Below are 14,277 nucleotides of genomic sequence, written 5' to 3' on the forward strand. Positions count from 1 at the left end.
ACAGCAAATCTAAAATCTGAACTCTAAAATCTAAAATTAAAATGATAACCGTTTCAACTGACAAAACCAAACTCGACGTTCCGTTTATACAGAATTTTTTAAAAGACATTTATTGGGCGGCGGGACGAACAATTGAAGAAGTTCAAACTACAATTGATGCTTCAATTTGCTTCGGAATTTATTTATATGACAAGCAAATTGGCTTTGCACGCGTGATAACTGATTATGTCGTTTTTGCTTATCTAATGGATGTTTTTATTGATGAAAAGCATCGTGGAAAAGGATATTCTTCGATTTTAATCGAAGCGATGATGAAGGAACCACAATTACAAAAAGTCAAAATATGGCGATTGGCAACGACTGACGCCCATTTTTTATACGAGAAATTCGGATTTACAAAACTGAATCATCCTGAAAAGATGATGGAAAAAATAGTGAAATGAAAACAATCTTAAAACTAGAAGAAATTGCTTTATTTATCCTCGGAATATTTCTTTTTAACCGTTTAGAATATCAATGGTGGTGGTTTTTGGTTCTGATTCTAACTCCAGATTTGTCCATGATTGGTTATGCTTTTGGAAATAAAGCTGGCGCACTTCTTTATAATATTTTCCATCATAAAGGAGTTGCCGTTTTAATTTATTTACTAGGATATTATTTTAATATCGAAAGCATTCAATTAGCCGGAATTATTTTATTTTCACATTCGGCTATGGATCGGATTTTTGGTTACGGATTGAAATATGAAAAAGGTTTTAAATACACACATTTAGGTGAAATTGGTAAATAAACAGTTATGAATCTAGAAACGTATTACGAATATTGTCTTTCAAAAAAAGGAGTCAGCGAACATTTTCCGTTTGATGAAGATACTTTGGTTTTTAAAGTTGGCGGAAAAATGTTTGCTCTATCATCACTTTCGCAGTGGGAAAAAAATGAGCCATCGGTAAATTTAAAATGTGATCCCGATCGCGCACAAGAACTCCGAGCAGAATATGACGAAATAAAACCGGGATTTCATATGAGCAAAGTACATTGGAATACGATTGCTTTGAATGGGCATCTTCCGGACAAATTTGTCAAAGAATTAATCGATCATTCGTATGAATTGGTTTTCAAAAGTTTGACAAAGAAAATTCAAAATGAAATTATCGAATTAAAAAATTAGGCATTACATTTGTAGGGTAAGATCAAAACTTAAAAACCCGAATCAATTTGCAAATTAGCAATTTAAAGAATCATGAAAGAACAATTTAAAAAATTTCTGAACGAAGAACAAGATCCAAAAGCGATTGAAAAAATCACTTCTAAACTTACAGATTTATTGATGAAAGGTGAAGAAGTTGGCTATATCGCGGTGCAAAAAAAACCTGCAATTACTGTTTTTCCAGACAGCATTGTATTGACAAACAAACGTATCATTATTTGCAAGCCTAAAAATTTAGGCCTTTCAATGGATTTTACAGATTATACTTGGGATGATATTGCAAGTACTTTTGTAAAAGAAAATATCTTAGGTTCTGAATTTTCATTTGGGACAAAAACAGATTTGGCTGTCTCTATTGATTATATTCCGAAAATTCAGGCTCGAAAAATTTATACTTACGCTAAAGAACAATTGGATTTATTGAAAAACCCAGTAGTTGCTGGAGCAAATCCAGTTCAAGAAACTGCAGAACCTGTTTTTGAAGAAGAAGAGGAAGAAGTTGAAGAAGTTGAAACAGAAGAAGTAACAAGCTTTGCTGAAATTTTGCCAGCAACGCCAACGTATACCGAAACTTTCGAACCAATTCAGCCAGCACAACCTTCAACTGGAGATCGCAAATTAAGCGAATTATCTAAAGAAGAGCTTTTTGATAAATTGCAGAATTACAAAAAACTTCTTGACAATGGCTTGATCATGCAAGGAGAATATGATACTTACAAAAAAGAGATATTAAGCTATATGTAATAGCTTAACCGCAAAGGTCGCTAAGACTTCCGCAAGGTTCGCAAAGAAAAACCCATCAGCATAACTGATGGGTTTTATTTTTTTATAAAAAACTTTGCGAACCTTTGCGAAAAAACCTTGCGTTCTTTGCGGTTAAATCTCTATAAAGTCGCTTTCTGTTTTTCTACAAATTTATGCGATTGAAGTTCGAGTAGTTCTTTTGCATTTTTTCTTTGCAGGTCAAATAAACCTTTATCCTCAGCAATATCAGCATAAACTTTATCGTGCATTTCGGCACTTGTTTTCACTAATAAATCGCGTTGGCATTTGTTTTGTGCCAAAGTTGCTTTCATGGCCGTTTCGGCTTCTTCTTGCTTAAAATCAAATTCGCCTTTTGGTGCTAATAATTTGGCAATAATTGGAGAGGTTTCAATTGCAAGAAACAGCAGCATGATAAAAAATGATGGCAACCAAGGTAGTTTGTTCAACGCATTTATACGCGCCATTAATCCGTCAAAACCTTCAATAATTGGCTGTGTCTGAGAAACTTTCTTATCTAAATCGGCTTCAAGCTGTTTGCCTATTTTTTCTTTCTCTGCAATTTTAGCTTCGTTTGTGGCTTTTAAAGTTTCAAATTCTTTTAAAGATGCATCGTGTTTTTCACGTTTCTCTTTATACACGGGGCCTTTTCCTAATTTTTTAGTTCCAGCAGTTCCTTCGGCTTCTGTGATATAAGTATTGTATAAAGCATTTACTTCTTTTTCTTTCTTAACAATATCAGCTTTTAAAGCGACGATTTCCGCTTTGTTTTTATCTAAATCTGTTTTGAAATAAGTGCCAATCTGCTTTTTGTTGGCCAATTCCATTTCATTTTTCTCTTTTAATAAAACCGTATTGATTTCTTTCTCGAAAATTTTAATTTCCAAAGGTTTCGAAATTACGATAGCAATAATCACTGCTAATAAAATACGCGGCGTTGCTTGCAGAAATTCATCAAAAAAACGATCTCTTTTTTTAATAGTAGAAACGATAAATCGGTCAAGATTAAAAATCAGCAAACTCCATACAAATCCAAAAATTAAGGCGGGATAAATAGAATCGAAAACCGTAAAAAGCGCATATGCACTGGCCAAAAAAGCCATAACTGCGGTAAAAAATACGGTGGCTCCAATACCAACATATTTAGTTTGTTCGCCCGCGGAACAGTCTTTCAAGAGATCGCGATCGACTCCTGAACATAGAATGAAAAATTGTTTTAACATGATTGATGATTTTTGATTGTGATTTGATAAAACAAATTTAGCGCCAAATTTTTAATTCTCAGTTAAATAGTTGATTTGTTTTCAATTGCGCTTTAAATTATTTCTAGCAAAGAAGTGTTAGTTAAACATTAATAAGTTAGTTTTTATCACTAAAACCATAACATTATATTAATTCTATTTAACTTTTTAAATAACATTTAAGTCCTAGTTTCGCAGGAAACACTCTAGTAGTAAAGTTGAAGTAAAATATTTTGGATTCACTTTCTTTCAAAATGAAAGTGCTATTGAATAAGTTTTAAAAAGTGTTTTGAACATCATGATAAAAAACAATCAAGATGAAACTCAAAATAGCATTAGAAACGAGATTTTATTATTAGACTCAGAATTTAGTCCTGGAACGCAATCAATTATGCAAAAAATAAATTTCAGGTTTTCAGTCGCGGTTTTCAGTGTTTAATTTATTTTTTTTTCTGCGAATGAAAACAAAAAAGCTGTTCAAATTGAACAGCTTTTTTAATTTTGAATTAGTAATTGCCCCTTATTCTGTAATCGGTGCGCCAGCCATAATTTCGGCATTGGCAAACTCTTCAAATTTGGCAAAATTAGCTTTGAATTTTTGAGCTAATTCTAACGCTTTTTTATCGTATAAATCTTTGTCTGACCAAGTATTTCTAGGATCTAAGATTTCCACAGGAACGTTTGGACAAGATGTTGGTTCTGCAATTCCAAAAACACTGTGATTTTTAAATTCTACATTATCCAATTCTCCGTTTAATGCAGCCGTAATCATAGCGCGAGTAAATTTCAATTTCATTCGGCTTCCAGTTCCGTAGGCACCTCCGGTCCATCCCGTATTGATCAACCAAACTTTTACTCCTGCATCTTTCATTTTTTTACTCAACATTTCAGCATATTTTGTTGGGTGCAAAGGCATAAATGGAGCTCCAAAACAAGCAGAGAAATTTGGTTGTGGTTCTGTTACTCCCGCTTCAGTTCCAGCTACTTTTGCAGTATATCCAGAAATAAAATGGTACGCAGCCTGACCTGGAGTCAATCTTGAAATTGGAGGCAAAATTCCGAAAGAATCTGCCGTCAAGAAAAATATATTTTTAGGATTATGACCAATAGAACCTGGCTGAATATTATCGATATGTGTAATTGGGTAACTTACACGTGTATTTTGAGTGATCGAAACATCATCATAATCTACTTCGTTAGTTCCAGCTTTGAAAACCACATTTTCTAAAAGAGCACCTTTTTTGATTGCTCTGTAAATGTCTGGTTCATTCTCTTCAGATAAATTGATAACTTTAGCATAACAACCGCCTTCAAAGTTGAAAACTGTGTTCTCGCTTGTCCATCCGTGTTCGTCGTCACCAATTAATTTACGTTCTGGGTCTGCAGATAAAGTCGTTTTTCCTGTTCCAGATAATCCGAAGAAAATGGCAGTATCACCATTTTTACCAACGTTTGCACTACAGTGCATTGGAAGTGTATTTTTGAAAACTGGCAAAATGAAATTCAACGCAGAGAAAATTCCTTTTTTCATTTCTCCTGTATAACCCGTTCCGCCAATAAGAGCAATTTTTTTAGTAAAATCCAAAATCGCAAAATTAGACTGGCGCGTTCCTTCAACAGCAGGATCTGCCATAAAACTTGGAGCACAAACTACTGTCCATTCTGGAGTAAAATTTGCTAGTTCAGAATCTTCTGGTCTTAGGAACATATTGTAGCAAAACAAATTTGACCAAGCAGTCTCTGTTACAACACGAACATTTAATCTGTAATTGTTGTCTGAACAAACGTATGAATCACGAACAAAAACTTCTTTGTCTGATAAAAACTTTGTTACCTTATTATATAATTTTTCAAAAGCTTCTGATGCAAAAGGAATATTTACATTTCCCCACCAAACTTTATCTTCTGTTATCGCATCTTTTACAATAAAACGATCTTGTGGAGAACGTCCCGTAAATTCACCTGTATTAATCGCCAACGCTCCTGTAGAGCTCTCGACACCTTGGCCTGACTGCAAAGTAATGGCATGCAATTCATCTGGGGATAATTGATAGCGAACCTTAGCATTTTCAATTCCTAATTCTTTTAACGAAATCGATTGCGAGAAAAGTGTGTTAGTGTCCATAAATTTTAAGTTGTGTGTGATAATTGATAGACGGCAAAATTACAGATTTATTGTAAATCCTTTAAAAATATTTCAATTTTACTTTTATTTATGTCAAAAAAGCAAAAATTGAACTTTAAATTCAATAAAATAAAAAAATAAGAGCCTCTAAATTGTTTTCTTATAACCTTTTAGCCGAATTTGTTATATTTTTTTCTGTTTCTAGCAAAAAATAAAATAAACTCACACAAATACGATTATATGTTATTTATGAGACAAAATTAAATATTAATTTTTAGATAGAATTTTTTATTCGGTATTTTATGATTTTTGCCTAAAAATCGTAACAAATAATGTCATCCAAGCAATAATTAATAGCAATCCGCCAAGAGGAGTTGCGAATCCTATAAATTTAAAATCGACTAACGTGAAGTTTTTTGTAGCCAATAAATAAATCGAACCACTAAAAAGAAGTACACCTCCAACAACTAGATTATAGATTGCTTTCAAGGTTTTTTCGGCGATATCATTTCGGGTTGAAATAAAAAACAAAAAGAAAGCATGATACATTTGATAACGAACTCCAACCTCAAAAGTATTCAACTGTTCAACAGATAAATATTTTTTCAGCAAATGAGCTCCAAAAGCGCCTAAAATAATAGCCAACATTCCTATAAAAGCCCCCGTTAAAACGATTCTTCTTTTCATGTTTTTGTTTTTCTAATTACGCTACAAAAATACTCATTACGATTCTAAAAAAACGCCTCAATTTTGTAAAATATACTGCAATAGTTGATAAAGCTGTATTTTAACTCAATCCGAAAAAAAATTACATTTTATTTTATTTTCAATTGTTATAATTATAACATTTTAATATATTTGTGTTATATATTTAAAATATGAGAAGCATTTTAATTTTTGGCGCAGGCCGTTCAGCATCATCGCTCATCCGTTATTTGCTTTCAAAATCTGAAAGTGAAAAACTGCATTTGATTGTAGCGGATTTATCTTTGGCTTTGGCTGAAAAAAAGACACAAAAACACCCAAATGCAACTCCCATTGCTTTAGATATTCTTAATTCCGAAGAACGCAAATCTGCCATTCAAAAAGCTTCAATCGTAATTTCGATGCTTCCGGCACATTTGCATATCGAAATTACCAAAGACTGCCTTCAATTCAAAAAACATCTTGTCACAGCATCTTATGTAAGTGATGCCATGCAGGCGCTTGACGCAGAAGCCAAAAAAAACAATTTGATTTTTATGAATGAAATTGGCCTCGATCCAGGAATTGATCATATGAGCGCCATGAAAGTAATTGATGAAATTCGGTCAAAAGGCGGTAAAATGCTTTTATTTGAATCTTTCTGCGGTGGTTTAGTGGCTCCTGAATCTGACAATAATTTATGGAATTATAAATTTACTTGGGCGCCACGAAATGTGGTTCTAGCCGGTCAAGGCGGTGCCGCAAAATTCATTCAGGAAGGCACTTATAAATATATTCCGTACAGCGCTTTATTTCGCAGAACTGAATTTCTGGAAGTGGAAGGTTATGGAAAATTTGAAGCCTATTCTAACCGAGATTCACTTAAATACAGATCAGTTTACGGACTTGATGATGTCTTGACTTTATATCGCGGAACGATTCGTAGAGTTGGTTTTTCAAAAGCTTGGAATATGTTTGTCCAACTCGGAATGACAGATGATAGTTATGTTATTGAAGATTCTGAAAACATGAGTTATCGCCAATTTATAAATTCGTTTTTGCCTTATCACCCAACGGATTCTGTTGAGATTAAAACACGATTTATCCTAAAAATTGATCAAGACGATATTATGTGGGACAAACTTTTGGAATTGGATTTATTCAACCCAAATAAAAAAGTGAATCTGCCAAATGCGACTCCTGCTCAAATTTTAGAAAAAATCTTGACCGACAGCTGGGCTTTGGAACCAGAGGACAAAGACATGATTGTGATGTATCACAAATTTGGCTATGAACTAAACGGCGACAAGAAACAAATCGACTCAAAAATGGTTTGCATTGGCGACGATCAAACTTATACCGCAATGGCAAAAACAGTTGGACTTCCGGTTGCAATGGCTACATTGCTGATTTTAAACGGAAAGATTACAACTCCAGGCGTTCAGCTTCCGATAAAAAAGGAAGTTTATGAACCAATATTAAAGGAATTAGAAGAGTACGGCGTTATTTTTAACGAACAAATGGTACCTTATTTTGGATACAATCCGGACTTGTTTTAGTCCAGTTTTTTGATTTTTATTTTTTAGAATTTTTTTTTAGTTTATTTTATCCGCTTCTATGATGCAACAGAAGCGGATTTTTTTTTTGAAGGTTCAAAGAGGCAAAGATTCAAAGGTGCAGAGGTTTTTGTAGAGACGCATTTCAATGCGTCTAATCCAAAAAAGAAAACCCTTTGTCCCTCTGAACCTCTGAACCTTTGCCCCTAAAAAAAATTTACTTTTGTGATTGAATCGTTATTGGCAAAGTATACAACACTCTAACAGGCTGTCCGCTTTGAATTCCTGGACTCCATTTTGGAGAAAGTTTTAAGACACGAATTGCCTCATCGCCTACTCCAAAACCTAAATCTTTTATTACTTGAAACTCTGAAAGCGAACCGTCTGTTTCAATCATAAATTCTACAATTACTTTTCCTTCAATTTTAGTTGCTGGTGTTTTAAAATTAGCTCCAATAAATTTATAGAATGCTGTAAGTCCGCCAGGAAATTCAGGCTGTCTTTCGACTTCGTTTGCTACTGCTGTAATTTCTTTTTCCTGCTTTTCTTGAATTTTATTTTTTTGTGAGTCTTCACTAGCCATAATTGTTATGGTTCCAGCATCTAGTACTTGATTTTTACCATACGCTTTATCATAACCTTCGGCTGTAAATAATGTTACTTGATAACTTTGCGGAAATTTTTTACTTCTGGCATTTTTATGCACAAAACTATTAAAGTAAGAAACAAAATTACTTGCCTTATATTCATTTAAATCTGAATTCGGAACATGTTTTCCGTCAATCCAAACAGCATAATTTTCGCTGTTTTTAAAACCTTCATATTCCTTTGAATTAGGAGATTTTTTAGCCAAAGACGGCGCGGGCGGGATAAGCTTTTTTTCCTGCTCTGTTAATTCAGAGTACTTCTTTTCAGCAAAAGCAGTATTGCCTTTATTTTTGAAAACGAAGTTTGTATTTGCATAATATTTGTCAGGAGACGAAACATTCTGTGTGTTTTTATTTCCTGCATCCGTTTTAGTTTCCTGTGCAATAGTTTCTACACACAAGAGAAACATTAAACCAATGGCAACGGGCAAGGCAGCAATTTTCTTTAGAAACGCTGTATTTTTTGACGTTCTTTTTTTCATCATAATTAATCGTTTTTTTGTTACTAAATAATTCAAATTACTGGCCAAGTAAATCGTTTGACTTCCATTTGCTTTATTCAACAGCAGATTTTGATAAAATGGAACATCGTTATACGTTTTCACAATTTCCTGATCGGCAAGAAATTCGTGATTAAGTTGTATTGCTTTTTTGTAAAATAAAAATATAGGATTAAACCAAAAAATGGTCTTCAAAAACTCTACAAACAAAATATCAAGCGTATGTTTTTGCGTTACATGAACTAATTCATGCGAGTATAATTCGGCTTCAATATTTCGATTTCTGTAATCTTCAGAATTAATAAAAATGTAATTCAAGAAAGTATGTGGCAGTATTTTTTCTTCTACCAAAATCAATTTTGACTTTTTAAAATCGACCGAAGGGTTACTTTTTATTTTAGACACAAAGTTTTTAATGTTTTTTCCAAATCTTAGCGCCAATATTAAAGTCACTAATACATATAAACTCCATAAAAAAATCAATTTATAATTCGTTTCCTCGACAACATTTTGCATCTGAATTATTGGCTGATTTACAACAAATTGATTTGTAGAGTTTACCGGAACTTCTTTGATCACCTCAAATGAAACAAAAGGAATAATTAATGAAATTGCGATCGAAAAAAGCAAATAGAATCTATTAAATTGATGCATCTTCTCCCTTTCCAATACCAAATGATAAAAGACAAGAAAGACGCTTAAAGCCACAGTTGATTTTATAAGAAAGTCTATCATTTTTTCTTTTTTTGAATTTCTGAGTCAATTATTTTTCTAAGATCTTCTAATTCTGAAGCAGATAGATTTGTTTCGGTTGTAAAAAACGAAGCAAATTGCGAGACCGAGTTGTTAAAAAAATTGCTGATTAATCCGTTTACGTGTTTTGAAAAATAAGCTGTCTTTTTTACCAGCGGATAATATTCTCTTGAATTCCCAAATTCGTTGTACGCAACAAATTTCTTGTCAATCATTCTTTTCAAAAGCGTTGCAACAGTTGTTGTCGCCGGTTTTGGTTCTGGATACGCTTCAAGCAAATCTTTCATAAAAGCCTTTTCAAGCTTCCAAAGATGTTCCATTAATTGTTCTTCTGAGTTTGATAGTTGCATTTTTTTCTTTTTAATATTTTTAAGGTTCTAAGTTGCTAAGAACCTAAGGGTCTGAGGTTTTCTCTCCTGTTTATTTGATTTTTTGTTCCGAGATCAATTCTCCTTTATCGTACTGTTTAATTTCAGTTAGTTTTCCTTTATCCGAATAGAATTTCCATTCTCCAAAATAAAACCAATGCATTTCAACCGCATTCGATTCTAATTTTGTTTTTCCTTTTGATTCTAATTTTCCGTTTTCATAATAACTTCTAACAATGCAGATTCCGTTTTTATATTTCTCTGTTTTGTAAAGCTTTCCGTTTATATACGATTTCCATTTTTTTACCGGAACATCATGTTTATAATATTCATAAGATTTATAAATCGTACCGTCTTGCTTATAATTACTGAGCCAAACTCCTTCTTTTTTATGATTAATTGTTTGATTGACTGGCTTGCTCTTGCAGCTTAAAAGCAATAATCCGAGCAACAATAATAAAAAATGGTTTTTCATAAAAAAATTTTATTTCTACATTTATAGATATTGCTCTACAAATGTAGAGATAAAAATCAAACGTGCAACTTTTAAGATAAAAAAATTTATCTAATTACGACATTACCTATTCTTTATCAGGTTCTTGAATAGAAATTGGAAGATGAAATTCAGCTGGAACCACTTGACCGTTTAGTTTGCCCGGTATCCATTTTTGGGACAATCGGAGTACTCTCAAAGCCTCTTCACCTGTGCCGTAGCCGAGATCTTTAACGACTTTCATATCGGTTAGTGAGCCATCTTTTTGTACAATAAAAGTAACGCGTATGGTTCCTTTTAAAACAATTCCTGTTGGCGTTGAGGGCACTTTGAAAAATTGACCTGCAAATTTGTAAAACTCCTCCATGCCTCCAGGATACGTTGGCTTTTCGGTTAAATCTGCTGTTTGATAATAGCCAGCTTGGGATTTTATTTCCTTAATTGGAGCAGATTTAGACAATATAATTTCTTCGGTCGCTGGCCCGCCTTTTTTAAGTTTTTCTGTAATCTCTTCTTTAGATAATCTCCTGTGTTCAAAAAAAACAGATTGAAGCGCCTTTTTTTCTTCCAAAGTTAAAGCAGCAAATTTCTTTTCTCCTGTAACAGTTCCTTTATCATCTTTAATTTTAAAAGTAGTATTGGCGTAATACGTTTCAATGTCGTTTCGCATTTTTTGCATTTGCTCTGGAGTGGGTTTTGTTTTTGTTTCCTGCGCAGTAGTTCCGACAGTTAAAAACAAAATAAAAGCAAAACACAAAATCATTTTCAACTTTAAAACCGAATTAAAATTTGCAGACATATGCGGTATTTTTTAGTTATTTTCTGATAAAAATACTAATTTAATTCAAATATGTTAATTATGATCTTAAAATTTTAAATAGCCAAAAAAGCATTAAACTTGAAATTCCGAATATCACATCATATCCGTAAGCGTTAGGGATTGAGGCGTTATCCTTTTATGAAGCGGAGCGGAATAAAAGATATAGCCGAAAGCCCGACCGGAGGGAACGCCAAAAAAAAAAATCCGCTCATTTCTGAACGGATTTTATATAAAATCAAGATTAAAAAAAATCTAAAATCTGATATCTAAAATCTAAAATTATTTAGAAAGCTCCACAAAATACTTGTAAAACAACGGAATCGTTTCAATTCCTTTCAAGTAATTAAAGATTCCGAAATGCTCATTTGGCGAGTGAATTGCATCACTGTCCAAGCCAAATCCCATTAAAATCGTTTTACTTTTTAGTTCTTTTTCAAACAAAGCCACAATTGGAATACTTCCTCCAGAACGAACCGGAATTGCGGGAACTCCAAACGTTTCTGTATACGCTTTATTTGCTGCTTGATAACCAATGCTGTCAATTGGCGTTACATAACCTTGACCACCGTGATGAGGCGTTACTTTTACCGTAACTCCCGCCGGAGCAATGCTTGTGAAATGTTTTGAGAAAAGTTCTGTAATCTCCTCCCAATCCTGATTTGGAACCAAACGCATTGAGATTTTAGCAAAAGCTTTGCTCGCAATAACTGTTTTTGCTCCTTCGCCAGTATAACCGCCCCAGATTCCGTTTACATCTAATGTTGGACGAATTGAGTTGCGCTCATTTGTTACATAACCTTTCTCGCCATAAACATCGGCAATATTTAAAGCATTTTTATATTTTTCTAAACTAAAAGGCGCTTTTGCCATTTCAGCTCTTTCGTCTGCAGATAATTCCTGAACTTTATCGTAGAATCCCGGAATCGTTATATGATTATCTTCATCGTGAAGTGAAGCGATCATTTTTGCCAAAATATTAATTGGGTTCGCCACTGCTCCACCGTACAATCCTGAATGCAAATCGCGGTTTGGACCTGTAACTTCAACCTCAACATAACTCAAACCTCTTAAACCTGTCGTGATCGATGGTTGTTGATTTGAAATCATTCCGGTATCTGAAATTAAAATAACGTCGTTTTTCAGTTTTTCTTGATTGCGTTCTACAAACCAAGCCAAACTTGCCGAACCTACTTCTTCCTCACCTTCGATCATGAATTTTACGTTGCAAGGCAAAGCATTATTCTGCACCATATATTCCAATGCTTTTACGTGCATATACATCTGACCTTTGTCGTCACATGCGCCACGCGCGAAGATTGCACCTTCTGGATGAATTTCTGTTGTTTTGATTACAGGCTCAAATGGCGGCGAAGTCCATAAATCTAATGGATCTGGCGGCTGAACATCATAGTGACCGTAAACTAAAACTGTTGGAAGATTTGGATCTATAATTTTCTCTCCGTAGATAATTGGGTAACCTGGAGTGTCGCAAGTTTCGACAAAATCACAGCCTGCTTTTGATAAACTTTCTTTTACAGCCTCTGCTGTATCAATAACATCTTGTGAATATGCAGTGTCGGCACTAACCGACGGAATCTTTAATAATTCGATCAATTCATTGATAAACCGATCTTTATGTTGTTGAACGTAGGACTTAATATTTTCCATTTAAATTATTTTTATAGAAACCCAAAAGTACAAAAAAGAGAATTAATAATTTTTTTGAAATTTTTCTTTGAATATTCGAAAGTATGCTTATCTTTGCACCCACAATTACGCGGATATGGTGAAATTGGTAGACATGCCAGACTTAGGATCTGGTGCCGCAAGGCGTGTAGGTTCGAGTCCTATTATCCGCACTTTAGCTAAGACTTAAATTACTGTATTACAGTTTTTTAAGTCTTTTTTATTTTAAGTATTCCCCTAAAAACCACCCCTTTTTACGAAATTAACTCCAACTTTGTTTCTTTTACTCTGTTTGAATTTTAAATTTAAAATAAAAAAATTTATATATTTAGATAGTTAATCCAAACCCAGAAGCTATTTCTAAATGATATCACTATCCTCGTTACAGATATTACCTCCTACAGATGATAAATTTTTTGAAGAAATGGTATGTGATATCTTTAATTCAATTGAAAAAACTAATTCGTATGATCTATTCGGAAGATCAGGTCAAAAGCAATTTGGCATTGATATTTATTCTCAAGAAAGAAAAACTGCTATTCAATGTAAACACAAACTCATTAATGCTTCAGACAAAAAAATCAGAGAAGAATTAATCAAAGACTTAAATTATGAATTTCAACAATTTTTAATCTATAATAAATCTCTCGATAATATTTACTCTAAATTCATTTTTGCTACCACTTTTAAAAATGACACAGAATTAGTTCAAAGATGCCTAGAGCTTAGTAAAGAATTTAATTTCAAAGTAGAGTACTGGCACTGGAAGAGACTGACAGACAAACTTGAAGATTCATTATTACTTAAATATTCTCATCAATTAGTTTCAGAAAACATTAATTACTACAGAGATGATCAATTAAAAGTGTCTGAAATTGAAATTGACACAACAATACCATTTATTGATCAAATTGAACAATATTTTAAAACACTTTTTGATGAAGTTAAAATACTTCACGCAAACTTTTTTCTTAATCAATATCCATTTAAAACTGGTGATGATACTACATATAGAGTAAACTTTACAATTGACTCAGACAATGAAGCCCTAACAATGTTCTTTGATTCTTTTAATATTAATGACGGACTCATTGAAATGAAAAATCATAATAAAAAAGAAAAGTTAAAAGTTGAATTCATCCTACGAACTCTCAATTCTAATAACGTATTTTATTTTCGCAATAAAAATAAGGGATTTTTAAAAAATATAGAATATGATACAAGTATAACCGATACATACTATATTAAATATGATCAATTTAAATTTGTTGAAGGATTAAATAGTGTTCCTAAACTAACAAAAAATGCCTCTGTAAGTGATTTTATGCAATTAGGATATTTTTATTATAAGTGTGATGTGGAAAAACCGGTCAAATTGACCACCACTTTCCAGTGTAAATTGATCACCAGTTCCGGAGCAAACTGACCACCATTT

General features: G+C 33.1%; 14 protein-coding genes and 1 tRNA gene. 7 read left to right on the forward strand and 8 right to left on the reverse strand.

The genetic code is table 11. The features are described from left to right. The first annotated feature begins 41 nt into the window (after positions 1–41). The 4 genes from FND99_RS09230 to FND99_RS09245 all read left to right on the forward strand — a co-directional run bounded on the left by FND99_RS09230 (position 42) and on the right by FND99_RS09245 (position 1,951). Positions 42–443 carry a GNAT family N-acetyltransferase gene (locus tag FND99_RS09230; protein WP_144337693.1) on the forward strand — a complete coding sequence of 134 codons (402 nt, stop codon included), beginning with the start codon at positions 42–44 and terminating at the stop codon, positions 441–443. Next, complete coding sequence (locus tag FND99_RS09235) at positions 440–790, forward strand: DUF4260 domain-containing protein (protein WP_144337694.1); 351 nt, start codon at positions 440–442, stop codon at positions 788–790. The genes FND99_RS09230 and FND99_RS09235 overlap by 4 nt, the downstream gene beginning before the upstream one ends. Positions 791–796: 6 nt before the next feature. After that, positions 797–1,168, forward strand: coding sequence for an MmcQ/YjbR family DNA-binding protein (locus tag FND99_RS09240; protein ID WP_144337695.1), 372 nt, complete (start codon positions 797–799; stop codon positions 1,166–1,168). A gap of 72 nt (positions 1,169–1,240) precedes the next feature. Then, complete coding sequence (locus tag FND99_RS09245) at positions 1,241–1,951, forward strand: PH domain-containing protein (protein ID WP_144337696.1); 711 nt, start codon at positions 1,241–1,243, stop codon at positions 1,949–1,951. Between the two features lie 140 nt (positions 1,952–2,091). Here FND99_RS09245 and FND99_RS09250 read toward each other — a convergent pair whose 3' ends face one another. The 3 genes from FND99_RS09250 to FND99_RS09260 all read right to left on the reverse strand — a co-directional run bounded on the left by FND99_RS09250 (position 2,092) and on the right by FND99_RS09260 (position 6,022). Then, the gene (locus FND99_RS09250; protein ID WP_144337698.1) at positions 2,092–3,192 is read right to left on the reverse strand and encodes a DUF4407 domain-containing protein; all 1,101 of its coding nucleotides are present in this window, start codon (positions 3,190–3,192) and stop codon (positions 2,092–2,094) included. A gap of 538 nt (positions 3,193–3,730) precedes the next feature. Then, entirely contained in the window at positions 3,731–5,335 is a 1,605-nt protein-coding gene (gene pckA / locus FND99_RS09255) for a phosphoenolpyruvate carboxykinase (ATP) (protein WP_144337699.1), read from the reverse strand. Positions 5,336–5,635: 300 nt separating this feature from the next. Next, a complete protein-coding gene (locus FND99_RS09260) occupies positions 5,636–6,022 on the reverse strand; it encodes a DUF423 domain-containing protein (RefSeq protein ID WP_144337700.1) in 387 nt (128 codons plus the stop codon). Between the two features lie 191 nt (positions 6,023–6,213). On the opposite strand from FND99_RS09260, the gene FND99_RS09265 reads away from it, so the two are divergent. Continuing rightward, positions 6,214–7,578: a saccharopine dehydrogenase family protein gene (locus FND99_RS09265; protein ID WP_144337702.1), complete on the forward strand. Its 1,365-nt coding sequence runs from the start codon at positions 6,214–6,216 to the stop codon at positions 7,576–7,578. 214 nt (positions 7,579–7,792) lie between these two features. Here the strand turns inward: FND99_RS09265 and FND99_RS09270 are convergent, their stop codons facing one another. From FND99_RS09270 to FND99_RS09290, 5 genes are all read right to left on the reverse strand, one after another. Next, on the reverse strand, positions 7,793–9,457 hold the full coding sequence (locus FND99_RS09270) for a M56 family metallopeptidase (protein WP_144337703.1): 1,665 nt from the start codon (positions 9,455–9,457) through the stop codon (positions 7,793–7,795). Next, on the reverse strand, positions 9,454–9,825 hold the full coding sequence (locus tag FND99_RS09275) for a BlaI/MecI/CopY family transcriptional regulator (protein WP_144337705.1): 372 nt from the start codon (positions 9,823–9,825) through the stop codon (positions 9,454–9,456). The genes FND99_RS09270 and FND99_RS09275 overlap by 4 nt, the downstream gene beginning before the upstream one ends. A gap of 70 nt (positions 9,826–9,895) precedes the next feature. Continuing rightward, on the reverse strand, positions 9,896–10,318 hold the full coding sequence (locus tag FND99_RS09280) for a toxin-antitoxin system YwqK family antitoxin (RefSeq protein ID WP_144337707.1): 423 nt from the start codon (positions 10,316–10,318) through the stop codon (positions 9,896–9,898). A gap of 106 nt (positions 10,319–10,424) precedes the next feature. Further along, positions 10,425–11,135, reverse strand: coding sequence for an energy transducer TonB (locus FND99_RS09285; RefSeq protein ID WP_144337708.1), 711 nt, complete (start codon positions 11,133–11,135; stop codon positions 10,425–10,427). A gap of 300 nt (positions 11,136–11,435) precedes the next feature. Continuing rightward, a complete protein-coding gene (locus FND99_RS09290; protein ID WP_144337709.1) occupies positions 11,436–12,824 on the reverse strand; it encodes a dipeptidase in 1,389 nt (462 codons plus the stop codon). Positions 12,825–12,933: 109 nt separating this feature from the next. Between FND99_RS09290 and FND99_RS09295 the strand changes: the two genes are divergently transcribed. After that, positions 12,934–13,015: transfer RNA gene (locus tag FND99_RS09295), tRNA-Leu, on the forward strand. Between the two features lie 191 nt (positions 13,016–13,206). After that, a complete protein-coding gene (locus FND99_RS09300) occupies positions 13,207–14,268 on the forward strand; it encodes a hypothetical protein (protein WP_144337710.1) in 1,062 nt (353 codons plus the stop codon). Positions 14,269–14,277: the final 9 nt, after the last annotated feature.

It is taken from the genome of Flavobacterium daemonense, assembly GCF_007341385.1.
Classification (GTDB): domain Bacteria; phylum Bacteroidota; class Bacteroidia; order Flavobacteriales; family Flavobacteriaceae; genus Flavobacterium; species Flavobacterium daemonense.